General features: G+C 62.6%; 13 protein-coding genes. 10 read left to right on the forward strand and 3 right to left on the reverse strand.

The genetic code is table 11. The features are described from left to right. Window positions 1–98: 98 nt before the first annotated feature. The gene (locus tag AC3A57_RS18150; RefSeq protein ID WP_487580200.1) at window positions 99–1010 is read left to right on the forward strand and encodes an ATP-grasp domain-containing protein; all 912 of its coding nucleotides are present in this window, start codon (window positions 99–101) and stop codon (window positions 1008–1010) included. Between the two features lie 88 nt (window positions 1011–1098). On the opposite strand, the gene AC3A57_RS18155 is transcribed toward AC3A57_RS18150, so the two are convergent. After that, a complete protein-coding gene (locus AC3A57_RS18155; RefSeq protein ID WP_487580201.1) occupies window positions 1099–2511 on the reverse strand; it encodes a mannose-1-phosphate guanylyltransferase/mannose-6-phosphate isomerase in 1413 nt (470 codons plus the stop codon). A gap of 133 nt (window positions 2512–2644) precedes the next feature. Here AC3A57_RS18155 and AC3A57_RS18160 point away from each other — a divergent pair, with 133 nt between their 5' ends. From AC3A57_RS18160 to AC3A57_RS18200, 9 genes are all read left to right on the forward strand, one after another. Then, a complete protein-coding gene (locus AC3A57_RS18160) occupies window positions 2645–3460 on the forward strand; it encodes a D-hexose-6-phosphate mutarotase (protein WP_487580202.1) in 816 nt (271 codons plus the stop codon). A 288-nt stretch (window positions 3461–3748) separates the two neighbouring features. After that, complete coding sequence (locus AC3A57_RS18165; RefSeq protein ID WP_221669851.1) at window positions 3749–4495, forward strand: electron transfer flavoprotein subunit beta/FixA family protein; 747 nt, start codon at window positions 3749–3751, stop codon at window positions 4493–4495. Further along, entirely contained in the window at window positions 4495–5436 is a 942-nt protein-coding gene (locus AC3A57_RS18170; protein ID WP_487580203.1) for an electron transfer flavoprotein subunit alpha/FixB family protein, read from the forward strand. Before AC3A57_RS18165 ends, AC3A57_RS18170 begins: the two co-directional genes overlap by 1 nt. Before the next feature lie 168 nt (window positions 5437–5604). After that, the gene (locus AC3A57_RS18175; RefSeq protein WP_487580204.1) at window positions 5605–6297 is read left to right on the forward strand and encodes an NAD-dependent epimerase/dehydratase family protein; all 693 of its coding nucleotides are present in this window, start codon (window positions 5605–5607) and stop codon (window positions 6295–6297) included. Further along, complete coding sequence (locus AC3A57_RS18180) at window positions 6294–7253, forward strand: glycosyltransferase family 2 protein (RefSeq protein ID WP_487580205.1); 960 nt, start codon at window positions 6294–6296, stop codon at window positions 7251–7253. Before AC3A57_RS18175 ends, AC3A57_RS18180 begins: the two co-directional genes overlap by 4 nt. Beyond that, window positions 7246–7653, forward strand: coding sequence for a GtrA family protein (locus tag AC3A57_RS18185; protein WP_487580206.1), 408 nt, complete (start codon window positions 7246–7248; stop codon window positions 7651–7653). The genes AC3A57_RS18180 and AC3A57_RS18185 overlap by 8 nt, the downstream gene beginning before the upstream one ends. A 3-nt stretch (window positions 7654–7656) precedes the next feature. After that, window positions 7657–9006, forward strand: a complete 1350-nt coding sequence (locus AC3A57_RS18190; protein WP_487580207.1) for an NAD(P)/FAD-dependent oxidoreductase — start codon at window positions 7657–7659, stop codon at window positions 9004–9006. Then, window positions 9003–11042 carry a DUF7024 domain-containing protein gene (locus AC3A57_RS18195; RefSeq protein WP_487580208.1) on the forward strand — a complete coding sequence of 680 codons (2040 nt, stop codon included), beginning with the start codon at window positions 9003–9005 and terminating at the stop codon, window positions 11040–11042. Before AC3A57_RS18190 ends, AC3A57_RS18195 begins: the two co-directional genes overlap by 4 nt. A 103-nt stretch (window positions 11043–11145) precedes the next feature. Further along, entirely contained in the window at window positions 11146–11979 is an 834-nt protein-coding gene (locus AC3A57_RS18200; RefSeq protein WP_487580209.1) for a DUF4214 domain-containing protein, read from the forward strand. Window positions 11980–12058: 79 nt separating this feature from the next. On the opposite strand, the gene AC3A57_RS18205 is transcribed toward AC3A57_RS18200, so the two are convergent. Both AC3A57_RS18205 and AC3A57_RS18210 read right to left on the reverse strand, forming a co-directional pair. Beyond that, the gene (locus tag AC3A57_RS18205) at window positions 12059–12757 is read right to left on the reverse strand and encodes an FkbM family methyltransferase (RefSeq protein ID WP_487580210.1); all 699 of its coding nucleotides are present in this window, start codon (window positions 12755–12757) and stop codon (window positions 12059–12061) included. A gap of 55 nt (window positions 12758–12812) precedes the next feature. Further along, window positions 12813–15191 carry a glycosyltransferase family 4 protein gene (locus AC3A57_RS18210; protein WP_487580211.1) on the reverse strand — a complete coding sequence of 793 codons (2379 nt, stop codon included), beginning with the start codon at window positions 15189–15191 and terminating at the stop codon, window positions 12813–12815. Between the last annotated feature and the right edge of the window lie 7 nt (window positions 15192–15198).

The raw sequence follows: 15198 nt of genomic DNA on the forward strand, positions 1-15198 counted from the left end.
AGCCTGCCGCCAGCAACCGACGTAGCGGACTTTCGGGCAATACCGCGACAATGCCGCGCCGCCCCGCCCTTTCGCCGCGCCGACGCTAGACTTGCGCCATGAGCCGAATCGCCCTGGTCACCGCCATCGCCGCCCTCGGACAGGACCACGACCTGCTGCCGTTGCAGCGGGCCTGCGCCGACCTGGGCCTGAGCGCCGAGATCCGCGCCTGGGACGACCCGAGCGTGGCCTGGAGCCGATACGACGCCGTATTGCTGCGTTCGCCCTGGGACTACACCGAGCGCCTGGACGAGTTCCTCGACTGGTGCGCCCGCGCCGACGCCGCCGCGCGCCTGTTGAACCCTTGGCCGGTGGTGCGCTGGAACAGCGACAAGCATTACCTGGCCGACTTGGCCGCGCGAGGCGTCCCGGTGGTGCCCAGCGTCTTCGTCGAGCCCGACGCGGATCCCTTGCCGGCGTTGCAGGAGTTCCTCGCCGCGCACCACGAGTTCGAGGAGTTCGTGGTCAAGCCCGCGGTCAGCGCCGGCTCGCGCGACACCCAGCGCTATGCGCGCGCGCAGGAGTTCGCCGCCGCCAACCACGTCGCGCGCCTGCTCGACGACGGCCGCAGCGTGCTGCTGCAGCCGTACCTGGCCTCGGTCGACCGCGACGGCGAAACCGCGCTGATCCACGTCAACGGCGTCTTCAGCCATGCGATCCGCAAGGGCGCGATGCTGCACCGCGACGACGCCCTGAACCTGCGCGCCAGCGAACGCATCGTCGCGCGCGAAGCCGGCGAGGACGAGCGCACCGTGGCCCTGCACGCGCTGAGCGCCGCCGGCGCCCGGCTCGACCTGGAGGAGCCGCTGCTGTACGCCCGGGTCGACCTGATCCGCGACGGCGACGGCCGCCCGCAGCTGCTGGAACTGGAGCTGTGCGAACCCTCGCTGTTCTTCGTCCACGCCCCGGGCAGCGCGGCGCGGTTCGCCGAGGCGCTGGCGGAGTTGCTGCAGACCAGCGCTGCATCCTGAGCCGCGGGCGCGTATCGCCCGGCCGTCCTGGCCCCGCAAACGAGAAGACCGGCCGAAGCCGGTCTTCCGTCGAAACTCGCCGCGCCGGTCAGGAACGGCCGTAGACGTCTTCCAGACGCACGATATCGTCCTCGCCCAGATAGCTGCCCGACTGCACCTCGATCAGCTCGACCGGTTCGGTGCCGCGGTTGCGCAGGCGATGCACGCTGCCCAGTGGAATGTAGGTGCTCTGGTTCTCGCGCAGCTCGAACACCTTGTCGTCGCAGGTCACTTCGGCCACGCCCGACACCACGATCCAGTGCTCGGCGCGCTTGTGGTGCTTCTGCAGGCTCAAGGCCGCGCCCGGCTTGACCACGATGCGCTTGACCTGGAAGCGCTCGCCCATGTCGATCGAGTCGTAGTTGCCCCAGGGGCGGTACACCTTGCGGTGGAACAGATGCTCCTGGCGCCCGGCCTGCTTGAGCTTGTCGACGATGGTCTTGACGTCCTGGACCCGATCCTTGCGCGCCACCAGGGTGGCGTCCGGCGTATCGACGATCACCAGATCCTCGACGCCGATGGTCGCGATCATGCGCCGGTCCGAAGCGCGCACCAGGCTGTCGCGGGTGTCCACCGAAATCACGTCGCCCTCGTAGCGGTTGCCGTCGTCGTCGCGCTGCGCGACCGACCACAGCGACGACCACGAACCGATGTCGCTCCAACCGCAGCTGACCGGCACCACCGCGGCGTGCCCGGTCTTCTCCATCAATGCGTAGTCGATCGAATCGTTGGGGCTGGCGGCGAACGCGTCCTTGCCGAGGCGGATGAAATCCAGGTCGGTCTGCGCTTGCGCATAGGCCGCGCGCGCGGCGTCGACGATAGCCGGAGCCAGGCGCGTCAGTTCGTCCAGATAGCGCTGCGCCTTGAACAGGAACATGCCCGAGTTCCAGGCGTAGGTGCCTTCGGCGAGGTAGCGCTCGGCGGTCACCAGGTCGGGCTTCTCGACGAAGCGCGCCACCCGGTAGCCCGCGCCGTCGAGGGCGTCGCCGCGGGCGATGTAGCCGTAGCCGGTTTCCGGATAGTCCGGCTCGATGCCGAAGGTCACCAGCCAGTCCTGCGCGGCCAGGGTCGAGGCGCGGGCGACCGCTTCGCGGAACGCCTGCACGTCTTCGATCAGGTGATCGGCCGGCAGCACCAGCATGGTCGCCTCGGGCTCCTGCGCGACCAGGTGCAGGGCCGCCAGGGCGATCGCCGGCGCGGTGTTGCGCGCGATCGGTTCGAGGATGATCGCGCCGTTGGCGACGCCGATTTCCTGCAACTGCTCGCCGACCATGAAGCGATGGTCTTCGGCGCAGACCGTCACCGGGGCGCCGGCATCCGGCAGGGCGCTCGCGCGCAGCATGGTTTCCTGGAACAGCGAGTGGTCGCCGATCAACGTCAGAAACTGCTTGGGTTGGTTCTGGCGCGAAAGCGGCCAAAGCCGCGAACCGCTGCCACCGCTGAGAACGACGGGATGAAGCATCCTGGCTCCAGAATTCGGAACGGAAAGGGCCGCCAAGGATAGCCGAACCGCGTCACGGCCGGCTTCACGGCGCCTGACCGGCCGTAGGCCGAGGCTAAGATGGCGCCTGACTGGGGCGCCCACGCAAGCGGACATGCACGACCATCACAACCATTCATTAACGCAAGGCCCGGGCGACAGCCGGGTCGAAGCCACGGCGTTCGGCGCCCAGGCGCTGTCCTGGCATTGCCGCGGACGCGAGCGTCTGTACCTGAGCCCGCTGGCGGATTTTTCCGGCGCGGCGATCCGCGGCGGCGTGCCGGTGATCTTCCCGCAGTTCGCCGCGCGCGGCCCAGGGCCGCGCCACGGCTTCGCGCGCACCCGGGCCTGGACGCCGCGGGCCCCCGACCCGCGCTCGCCGCGATTGAGCTTCGTCCTGGAGGACGATGCGGCCACCCTGGCGCTGTGGCCGCACCGTTTCCAGGCCGTGCTGGAGATCGAGCCGGACCAGGACCGATTGCGGATCGGGCTGGAGGTGCGCAACCGCGGCGAGTCCGCCTTCGAGTTCAGCGCTGCGCTGCATACCTATCTGCGCGTCGACGAGCTCGCCGGCGTTCGCCTGGAAGGCCTGGAAGACCGCGCTTACCTGGACTCGGCCGCCGGCGGCCGCGAATGTCCCGCCGCCGGCGCCCCGGTGCGCTTCGACGGCGAACTCGACCGCATCTACCCCGACGCGCGCGCGCCGCTGCGGTTGTGCGACGGCACCCGGGCGCTGCGGGTGGAAATGCAGGGCTTCGCCGACGTGGTGGCCTGGAATCCCGGCGCCGCGCTGGCGGCCGGCATGAGCGACCTCGGCGCCGACGAGCATCGTCGCTTCGTCTGCGTCGAAGCCGCCCGCATCCTCGAGCCGGTGCGCCTGGCGCCCGGCGCGACCTGGCAAGGCAGCCAGACCCTGATCGTCGAAAGCTAGCGGCCGACAACCAACCGCCGCCGGTCCGCGGATCGGCGCGGATCGGCGCGCATCCCGCCGCTTCCGGTCCGGCAGCGCGACGGCGTTCGCCGCAGGTCATGGGCAGGCCGCAGCACCGGTCGTCGCGCCCGCACCGTGCGCTCCGTCGCCATCCGGAATGGAACCGTCCCGCGACCGCCCATCCGGCCGCCGCAGGCCCCTCGGCGACTGCGGCCGACTCCCGTCTCCGCTAGAATTGGGGATTCTCGGCCGCCCGCGGCCAGCACCCCCACAAGGAACCCCCGCACGATGAAGATCCTCGTCGGTTACAAGCGCGTGGTGGACTACAACGTCCGCATTCAGGTCAAGCCGGATGGCTCCGGCGTGGTCACCGACGGCGTCAAGCTGTCGGCCAATCCGTTCGACGAAATCGCCCTGGAAGAAGCCCTGCGCCTGCGCGACAAGGGCATCGCCACCGAGGTCGTGGTGGCGACGATCGCCCCCGCCGACGCCCAGGCCCACCTGCGCAACGGCCTGGCCATGGGCGCCAACCGCGCCGTGCACGTGGTCAGCGACCAGCCGATCCAGCCGCTGACCGCCGCGCGCGCCCTGCTCAAGCTGATCGAGAAGGAACAGCCGGACCTGGTCATCCTCGGCAAGCAGGCCATCGACGACGACGCCAACCAGACCGGCCAGATGCTCGCCACCCTGTGGGGCCGCCCGCAGGCGACCTTCGCCTCCAAGCTCGACGTCGAAGCCGGCAAGGCCACGGTCGTGCGCGAAGTCGACGCCGGCCTGGAAACCCTGGAAGTCGACCTGCCGGCGGTGGTCACCACCGACCTGCGCCTGAACGAGCCGCGCTTCATCAAGCTGCCGGACATCATGAAGGCCAAGAGCAAGCCGCTGGAGACGATCCAGTTCGGCGAGCTCGGCGTCGATACCGGCGACACGCTCAAGACCACCCATTACGCCGCGCCGGCCAAGCGCAGCAAGGGCGTGATGGTCAAGGACGCGGCCGAACTGGTCGCCGCACTCAAGGCTAAGGGGCTGCTGTAATGAGCAAGGTACTCATCGTCGCCGAACACCTGCAGGGCAAGCTCAACGCCTCGACCGCCAAGTGCGTGTCGGCCGCGCAGGCGCTCAAGCCCGAATCCATCGACATCGTGGTGCTCGCCGCCGATCCGGCCGGCGTCGCCGCCGAAGCCGCGCAGATCGCCGGCGTCGCCCGCGTGCTGACCGTGGCCAACCCGGCCAACGCCGATGCCGTCGCCCAGGTCCAGGCGCCGCAGATCGCCGCGCTGGGCAAGGGCTACAGCCACGTGTTCGGTCCCTCGACCACCTTCGGCAAGGACCTGATGCCCTGCGTCGCCGCCCTGCTCGGCGTGTCGCAGGTCTCCGACGTGATGGCGGTCGAAGGCAGCCACACCTTCAAGCGCCCGATCTACGCCGGCAACGCCATCGTCACCGTCGAAGCTCCGGCCGATCATGTCGTGGTCGCCACCGTGCGCACCGCGTCGTGGCCGGAAGCGGCCAAGGGCGGCGGCGCCGCGGTCGAAGCCGCGACGGTCGACGCCGCGCTTCCGACCCACACCCGCTACCAGGGCCTGGCCGCCGGCAAGTCCGACCGCCCCGACCTGCAGAGCGCCAAGCGCGTGGTGTCCGGCGGCCGCGGCGTCGGCTCGGCGGACAACTTCAAGATCATCTACGACTTCGCCGACAAGCTCGGCGCGGCGGTCGGCGCCTCGCGCGCCGCGGTCGACGCCGGCTATGTGCCGAACGAGCTGCAGGTCGGCCAGACCGGCAAGATCATCGCTCCGGAGCTGTACGTCGCGGTCGGCATCAGCGGCGCGATCCAGCATCTGACCGGCATCAAGGACGCCGGCACCATCGTCGCGATCAACAAGGACGGCGATGCGCCGATCTTCGAGATCGCCGACATCGGCCTGGTCGGCGACCTGTTCAAGCTCCTGCCGGAACTAGAAGCGGCGCTGGCCTGAATAACCCCCGCCGGGGCCGCGGTGCACTGATGTGCGGCGCGCCCCTGGCGGGCGCTGCTCCCTTGCTCGGTAGCAGATTAAGGCTCATGCGACAAATAAGAAACGCGCCACCGGGTTGAAGGTCCGGCGAATCGAAAGGCCAGCGAACTCGCCGGCGATGGATCTAGAATGATAATCGGCAATGGTTTAATCGCTAAGGCATTCAAGGCCCGCCCCAAAATCGGCCGGCCGACGGTAATTTTCGCCTCGGGCGTCTCTAACTCCTCGGAAACCGCAGAGCAGCCGTTTCTTCGAGAGCGCCAGCTACTGATCGAAACATTATGTAGAGCGCAGGGAAAATTCGTCTATTTCAGCACTTGTAGCCTGACCGACGCAGACCGTAAGGCCACACCATATGTCGCGCACAAAATCGAAATGGAAGCCTTAGTGCTAGCCCATTACGACGCGCTCGTGATCCGCCTTCCCCAAGTCGTAGGCCGCACGCCCAACCCGTACACGCTGACGAATTTTCTCGCCGCTCGCATCGCGAATGGAGAACGATTCACACTGTGGACCAGGGCTATCCGATCGCTGATTGACGTTGATGACATCGCCAGCATCGCCGCTGCGATGATCGACAGTGACCTGAAAGGCTGCGCCGTCGACCTGGCGGCGCCGGACGCCCTCACGATGATCGAGCTAGTAAAGATCATGGAACAACTGCTCGGCAAGAAGGGACACTATGATCTTGTGGAACGCGGCGGCGGAAGCGCTCCGGACGCGACCCTATCTCTGCGGTTTGCACTGGAGCTCGGCATAGACCTGCGCAACGATTACGCAGAAAGAGTGCTAAGAAAATACTACGGGGGCTGGCAACAATGATAGAAACGAGCGTAGTCATTCCAGCCTACCGCAGCGCCAAGATCCTCCCGCAACTGGTGCAGCGACTACACGAAACACTGGAAAACATGCATCCCAGCGCCGTCGGCGAACGACGCTACCAGGTGATACTGGTCAACGATTGCAGTCCAGACGATACTTGGACGCGTCTTGAAGAGCTGTGCCGCGACAGGCCCTGGCTGCAGGGCGTCAATCTGCGCAAAAACGCCGGTCAACACAATGCACTGCTGACCGGCTTGCGCTACGCCCGCGGCCATCACATCGTAATGATGGACGACGACCTCCAGCACGACCCAGCCGACATCCCTAAGATCATCGCATCGCTCAAGGCTGGCAACGACGTCTGCTACGCCAAGTTCAAGTCCAAGCGACATGCACTATGGAAGCGCCTTGGGAGTAGCTTCAACAGCATGATTGCCGATCGCCTGCTGCGCAAGCCCAAGGAACTCTATCTTTCTCCTTTCAAGGGCGTCGTCCGCGGAGTCCGTGACCAGATGATCCGCTTCGTCGGCCCGCACGTGTATCTGGATGGCCTGATCCTTGCCAGCACCAGTAAGGTAGCGATGATAGAGCTCGACCACCATGAGCGGCTCGACGGACAATCGGGCTATAGCCTGGCCAAGTCGATCTCTCTGTGGCTGAAAATGGCTACGAGCTTCTCCATCGAGCCACTACGTATTGCCTCGCTGCTCGGCCTGTTCTTCTCAGGTTTCGGCTTCCTCTCTGCCGTCGCCTTGATCGTGCAGCGCTTTACCTTGAACGCGATGCCCGTCGGCTGGTCTTCATTGATCGTAGCCGTATTGATCCTGGGCGGCATCCAGCTATTGGCGCTGGGCATCATCGGCGAGTATGTCGGCCGCGTCCTGCTCCATGTGAATGGCACACCTCAAGCAGTGGTAGGCTCGACGGTAAACGTGGAGTCTAGCGATCATGAGTGACCGAATCGGCAAACTACTGGCTCACGATGGCATGCGCAAATTGATTATATACGCGCTTTGTGGCGGCTCCGGCGTTGCACTGGATTTCACGCTTTACACCACGTTACTGAGCTTCAACACCAACTATCAAGCAGCTAACGCCTGCGGCTATGTGGCCGGTACGTTGCTGAGTTTCGCGCTGAACCGTCACTTCACTTTTCAGACTTACGACAACACACTACGGCGCTTAGCCATGTTTTTTGCCGCCGCGGGAGCAGGCTACATTATCTCGATTATCGTCCTGTGGCTGCTGGTCGACCGCATCGGGTTGAATCCCCTGCCGGCCAAGATCGCCAGCTTGGGCATAGTCCTGATCGTCCAGTTCTCGCTGAACAAAGCGATCACCTTCCGCCAGCGATGAGCCATGACTACTTCGGGTACCAATATGCAGTTTGATACAGCTATCGTTGGCGGCGGATTCGCCGGACTTGCCGCAGCATACGAATTGGCACGTAACGGCAAGCGCGTGGTGGTGCTGGAGCGCGATGAAGCCGTGGGCGGCCTCGCCGGCGGCTTCGACATCGGCGGCCATGTGCTGGAGAAGTTCTACCATCACTGGTTTAACAACGATCGCCACATCTTGGAATTGATCGAAGAGCTTGGCGAGAATGGCAACGTTCTATTGCGCCCGACCCGTACCGGCATGTATTACGCCGACCAGTTCTTTCGCCTGAGCACGCCGCTCGATCTGCTGCGCTTCAAGGCACTGCCTTTCCTTGACCGCATCCGCCTCGGCGTGGCGGTGCTACGCGCGCGATCTGTCAAAGACTGGTCCAAGCTTGAGCATCTCAGCGCAAAGGAATGGCTGATTCACCTGTGCGGCAAGCGCGCATACGACGTGGTATGGGATCCGCTGCTGACCGGTAAATTTGGCTCGGTTGCCGACGACGTATCGGCGGTATGGTTCTGGAAGAAATTGGTCCTTCGTGGCGGCAGCCGAAGCAGCTCGGGCGACGAAGTGCTTGCATATTACCGCGGCGGGTTCGCTGCACTGGCCGAGCGTCTCGAGCATGAAATCAAGAAGCTGGGCGGCGATGTACGAGTGAACACACTGGTGACAGGCATCGTCGCCGGCACCGACGGCCGTGCCGCAGGCGTGAAGACCCCTACGGACACCATCCTGGCCGATAGCATCGTGGTCACGACTCCGCTACCGATCACAGCAGACCTGCTTGAGCCGTTGGCGCCCGCCGCCTACATTCAGTCGTTACGCCGAGTTCGCTATCTTTCCAACGTCTGCTTGGTACTCGCCCTCAACCGTAGCCTGTCGGAAACCTATTGGCTGAATGTAAACGACCCCGGATTCCCATTCGTAGGCGTCATTGAGCACACCAACTTTGAGCCTCCCTCATCCTATGGCGGACATCACATCGTCTATCTATCGAAGTACCTCCCCCCATCCGACGCAATGTATTCGATGGGTGCCGATGAGCTGCTGGATTTCTCTATTCCGCATATTCAACGCATGTTCCCGGACTTCAAGCGTGAGTGGATCGATTACCACTACGTCTGGCGAGCCGACTACGCTCAGCCGATCGCCGAGAAACACTACTCCAAGTTCGTGCCCAGAAACGAAACCCCACTGAGTAACGTTTTCATCACCACCATGGCTCAGGTTTACCCTGAAGATCGAGGCACTAATTATGCAGTCCGCGAGGGTCGCCAGCTCGCACGCAAGCTCATGAGCCATCGGGCGGAGACTAGCCAAGAATGAGCTCTGCCCAACTCCGGGATGGTTCAAAAACCGATCTTCGGTGGCGTAATGCAGCGTGGGTGTTGGCCGGCGCCGCCGCCGCCGCCATTGCGCTGGCCGCACTAATGAAGCTGCCGCCATCCAGATTCGGCGACGGCAGCGAGTACTACGCGCTTTACCTTGCGATAGTGAATCATGCGCGTCCTTTCATGACAGAAGGCGGGTGGAGCGACTATACGGCGCTATTCGATAGCGGCACTATCGCCTTTCTGATTGACCCAACCACTCTGCGAGAGTCATTCCCAACGCTTGCTGATGCATATGCTGCCGACTTCAATCACTTCTGGCTCTATCCTGCACTCGCCGCTAGCGTAGCTGCACCACTGAAGCTCGCCGGCATCACCTTGCATCCGAACACGGCGTTCTTGGCTCTACATGCCATTCTGTTCGGAGGCACACTGTCGCTGGCTGGCCGATTGCTGGGCGCACGCGGCGCGATCGCAGCCATGCTGTTGTTCATTGCATCCCCTGCACTCTGGTTCTCGGCGAAGGTCCACACCGAGTTTTTTACGGTGGCGCTGGTACTTCAATCATTCATCCTCATCTACCGCGGCAAGCTCCTGTATGCGGCACTGCCTGTAGCCCTAGCGTCCACTCAGAACATCAGCATCGCCGCCACGGCATGGGCTCTGATCGCTCTTGGAGTACTGACAAACAAAGCGCACGCGCGCTCCACAACCAAACGAGAAATGGCTGCAGCCGCCTTCGCCCTGGCAGCAACAGCCCTGCACCCGCTCTACTATCTTTATCGCCATGGCGTCATTACTCCGCAATTGAAGGCCGGCGGCGCTGCGGTTGGAGGAAATATAGCCCAGTGGAAAGCAGTGCTGATCGACCCGGACATTGGACTGCTTCCGAACTGGTGGTTCGGGACATTCATCCTAATTTCGGCTTTGGTGCTCGCTGCGCGCAACAAACCGAAACTCAATCTCGGCTACATTTCTATCTCTGCGGTATATCTGGCCACCAACCTCTTCGCTCAAGCGTCTACGATCAACCTCAATTCAGGCTCGATCGATCTTTCACGCTATGCGCTGTGGTACGTGCCGGCCTTCTTCGGGCCGCTGGCTTGGCTCATTGGTGAGGCAGCCCGCAAGCCGCCCCGCTGGTTTGCCGTGCTTTTACTGACTGGAATTGCCACGCCGCTGATCGCGTGGAATGTGAAGTGGTACTGGCCGACTCAGTACGAGCGATATCTGGAACCGACTTTCGCTTCTCGCGTCGTGCAGTCTCGACTTCCGGGCATGTACGACCCGCCGCCTGAGATCTTTATTGAACGCAACTCCGGCTATGGTGAAACAAGTCCTCCCCCGCTGGCAGTCATCGCCGGCCCGGGGTGTCGCAAGTTGTACGCCCCTATCGCCCTGGCCGGTGCGAAGCAGATCAGTGTGATAACCCAGCACCATTGCGTTTTCGATGAGAACAAAATGGCGACGCTGGTCGCCGAGCGCCTAGCTGAACACCAGCAAATGGGTGGAGGCAACAGCATGTATATTTCGCTCAGCCACAGCGACCTGCGGCGACTTCGCCCTCAGTTTCAGTTCGAAGAGGGACGAATCAGCTTCGTCGCCGGGACCAAGGCCGTTGCCGCGCTTGTCGATGGATGGAGCTCTTCGGAATCTTGGGGGACTTGGTCGAACGCAACGCACCCACGAGTCGAAATCAATCTTGCAGACTGCAGCACGGACTTCTTGCACCTAACAATCAGCGCCCAAGCCTTCGTTATCCCACAGAACCCCCGTGTCGTAGCGGCGGTTGAAGTCGGCGGGCGCCAGGTCGGAATACTGGATTTCACGGCAACCAAAGGCACTTCCACACAACTGGAATTCGACTATGCTTGCGCCGATGTTCGCAAGTCTGACAATAAGCTTGCCCTCGACTTCACAATTGAAGGCGCTGCATCGCCCTCGTCACTGGGGATAAGCCCCGATAGTCGCCTACTCGGGATCGGCCTGCAATGGATCGAAATCAAACATCGGTCATACACAAAACATTGACTCGATCAAAGCCGGAGAAGTGTACACAATCGCACACCCCCTAATGGCTGCAATTCCCTAGCGATTACGCCAGACTCTGCTCACTCAGCAGGAGGATCGGCTAATGGGCACCGCCAATCGTTTGCAGCAGATTCTCTCGCCGGCTCAAGTCAAAGAGCCGCCTCTGCCTGTCGAACTCGGGCAAGAGCTCACCTTCTTGCAGGAACACGAATCCGGAAACACCCCAGCAACTGAGTTGGAAGCGAACCCGACTCCTGGGCCGCCCCCTCCCCCGGATGGGCCGTGGCTGAATCTCGGCTGCGGCATGGACCTACGTGATGGCTGGGTCAACATCGATCTGCACGATTTTCATCACCCCGATATCATTGCCGACGTCACCAACCTTGCCCCGCTGAGCGATAACTACGCCGGTTACGCCTTAGCCCAGGACATCCTCGAACATGTCCCGCGCGATTGCTGCTCAACTGCGTTGCGCGAATGGAACCGGGTGCTCAAGTTCGACGGATTGCTGGAAGTGCGCGTACCCGACGTACTCGCCCTCGCGCGCCTGCTGCAGGAACCAGACCGGCAGACGCCCGAGGCGCAGGATGTCCTGTTGCAATGCCTGTTCGGCACTCAACGCTACAACGGCGATTTCCACTATAACGGCTTCACCGAACTCAGCCTGACCCATGCGCTGAACGACGCCGGTTTCGAAGTCGTGCAAATCACCCATCACGACGAGTGGCTGTTCCAGGCGATCGCCCGCAAGACCGCGCACTGCCCGCCTGAGGCGCTGCTGCGTGTAAGCGGAGATGAAGCCTTCGTCGACCAAGCTTACCGCAGCATCCTGTGCCGTGAGGCCGACCCGGGTGGCCGCGCACATTTTCTGGATAAGCTTGCCTCAGGCATCCCACGAGAAGCGGTTCTGGCCATATTGCGCGCAGCCGAGGAGTGACCGCACCAATCGACCGGAACCTGCCATGCCGCGCCAGGCGTCCGGCGCGGCACGACATGTGCGCGCCTGCAAGCCTCGATCAGTCTGCCAACCAGCGTGCGCAGTTCGCTACGCCAGCCTCAGGAATCGCCGCGTAGTCCCATACCTGTTGGCGTTCGGAGCTCTCTTCGAATGCCTGCCGGTCCAGACGCCTTCCGAGGATGTCGAACATTACGTAGCCATGATCGGCGAAGAGGCGGTATACATCGCCCGGATCGACATCGTACTTGCGATAGGAATTGGCTCCGAACTCAAAAGTGACGACGGGACTCCAGCGCCGGATCGTCTCCACGCCACCGCGAATCACGTCCCACTCGCCACCTTCCGTATCGATCTTCACATAATTGACGGCGGGCAACTCCCTGGCAGCCACAACATCATCTAGACGTTCAACACCGACCTCGATGTTGCGCAGCCGGGTCGGGCTGTCGTAGACGCGTTCGCGCAGTCCGGAGTATTCCAGCGCATCCATGGCCAGCACAAAGGAGAAGCTCCCCGCATGCCGCCCAAGCGCCTTGTTGATGACTTCCACATTACTCAAGCCGCTTTCGACTAGAGCCTGCTCGAGTTGCGCCGCGACGAAATCGATCGGCTCGAAGGCCAGCACCTTGCCGGACGCGCCCACGGCGTTCGCCAAGGGAAGGGTATGCCGCCCCCGGTGCGCGCCGACGTCGATGCAGATATCACCCTGCTTCACTATGTTGGTATAGAACCGCTCCAACCTTGCTTCGTAATCCACGGGCCCCTCCTCCTCATGTCAGTCCGAAACACAAATATTGGCGGCACAATCGCGCTCAGCCGATTCGGCGCAGCAGCTCCCCCGCGATGATCGACCACGAGAACTTCTGCTCCACGTAGTCCCGCGCTAATGGCACCTTGGCGCCACGCCGATCATCGGGCAACTCAAAGAACGCTTGCAGCTCCCGCACGAACGATTCGACACTGCCGTCGTAAAGCCATAAAAACTCATCCGCGCCGGACACGCCTCGCCTACCGTACTCGCTGGTGAGCACCGGCACACCCGAAGCCATATAGTCGAGCAGCTTCAGGTTGCTACCGCCACCCGACATCATCGGATTCAGGGCGACCGTAGCCAAGCCTAGCAACATGTCCTTTTCCTCGTCGCTGACCGCGCCGACCATAATCACGTTGCCAGGCAATTGGCGTTCCGAAAAGGCTCCCCCAGCGCTGCCGACCACCACGAAGTCGACGTCGGGAAACGATGGGGCCGCAGCCAGCACTGTCTCTACTGCTTCGAGGTTCGGTCCATGCCAACTGGCAAGCACCAGGGCAATCTTCCGGCCGCCAAGATCGAGACGCTTTCGCAATGCCTCACGCTGCTCCGGATCGCGGTACTGGACTGAGTCCAAGTCGACGCCGTTGGCGGCAACGAAGAACTTCTCCGGACTCACCCCGTAACGGAGCGATAGCGAGTCGCGGTCGGACTCCGAAACGCAAATGATGCGAGAGGAACGCTGACACAACTCGCGCTCGATGCCGTCGATCTTTCGCACCAGCTGCTCGCCTTTTGGAGTAGCTGGATACATCGCGGCCTTCATGCGCGTTTCGTCGTTGTGCGCCTCATACCAGAGCTCTTTGATCGCCATACCAGCCAATGCGGGATAAGCATACGGATGCGAGGCCACAACGATATCGGAGCGACCGGCATTGTCGGCAGCGATACGACCGTACTCGGGGGTCAACTCTGGAGACGACGCGAATGCGGAGTCGGCACATGGAACCCACTCCACCGATTCGGAAACCTTTTGCTCGTGCAGGTTCTGCTCCTGGGTCTTGGGAACGACGATCTCGCGCAATCCAGGAGCGATGAACCCGTCAGAGCCTGGCTGATCGGATGGACCTAGCGCAACGATCGTAACGTCATGGACCTGCGCCACCCTGCGCCAGAGATGAAATATCCGCGCCTGCCCCCCGCCCTTCGGGGGATAACTCGGGAACGTACTCAGAACCGTAATGCGTTTACGCTCCTGGGCCTGCGCCCGAGGCTTCTCCGCTTCCGGAATGTTGATAAGGGTCTCGCATACCTTGTCCCAGGTGATAGCCGAAACGGTGCGAACTGCGGCTTGGCCCAACGCTCTCGCGAGACCGGCCTCATCGACCAGCCGCTGCATCGCTTGCGCTAGCGCTTGCGGTTCCGGCGCCACACAGAAACCATTGATCCCATCTTCGACGAATTCCGTGGGCCCACCGGAATCGCTGGTGGTGACGACCGGCTTGGCAGCCCCCATGGCTTCGAATGTGATCAGTCCCAAGTCTTCGTCGTAGGGCACGTACACCACGGCTTTCGCATTGGCATACCAGTTCGACAGTTCTTCGTCGTTTACATAGCCGATGAACCGGATCCGTGGATCGTCTTTCGCCAGCGCTTTGAGGCGCCCTTCCTCTGGGCCGGTTCCAGCGATTACCAAGGGCACGTCGCCGCGGACCCAGGTCATTGCACGAACTATCATCTCAATGCGCTTAGGGCTATCGAGACGACTGGCCGTAAAGAAATAGTCGTATGTTCCATGCTGCGCCACCGGTAGGCCGCTCGGAGGACTGACGGCATGCACTACGGCCCCTGCCGGGAAGTAATCCTGGCGTTGCGCAACCGTCTTGGAGATAGCGGCATACTTGGTCACCCGTTCGGCGGCCATGCCGATCGAGTCCAAGGTATGCACGGCCCTGCGAACAAACGGACTGGGCAGAGCCAGCCATGGTGAAAAACCGGGAACTTCGGCCACCGCGCGCAGTGAGTTCAGCAAGGCATCAAGATTCCCCGGCCGGCCGCAGATCGTCGCCATCCAATCCCATATCTTGCGCAGCTCTACAGGAGCATTGGCAGGCAGATCGTCCGGCAAACCGAAGAAGTGGTAGGTATCGTACAGACCACGCAGCCGATGCAGCATGTACACCACATGGTTGGGGTGCCGAATCATCCAAGCGGGATACTTTGTACTGATGACCTGATCGAAATGGGAGAGGTCCAAGCGCGAAAAAGCCGCATAGCTCTCGATCAGCGCCCGAAAGTCCGACTCCGGCGAAGGCAGCCTGATGAGTTCGGCGCGATGAACCGTATGCTCATTGATGTGGCGCAACAGCGACCAACACAAGTTTTCGGCCCCACCGATAACGAAGGGAACCGAACTGGGCGCTATCAGGGCAATGCTCATCCTCTTG

The sequence above is a fragment of the Lysobacter sp. Soil_C_15 genome (assembly GCF_057657315.1).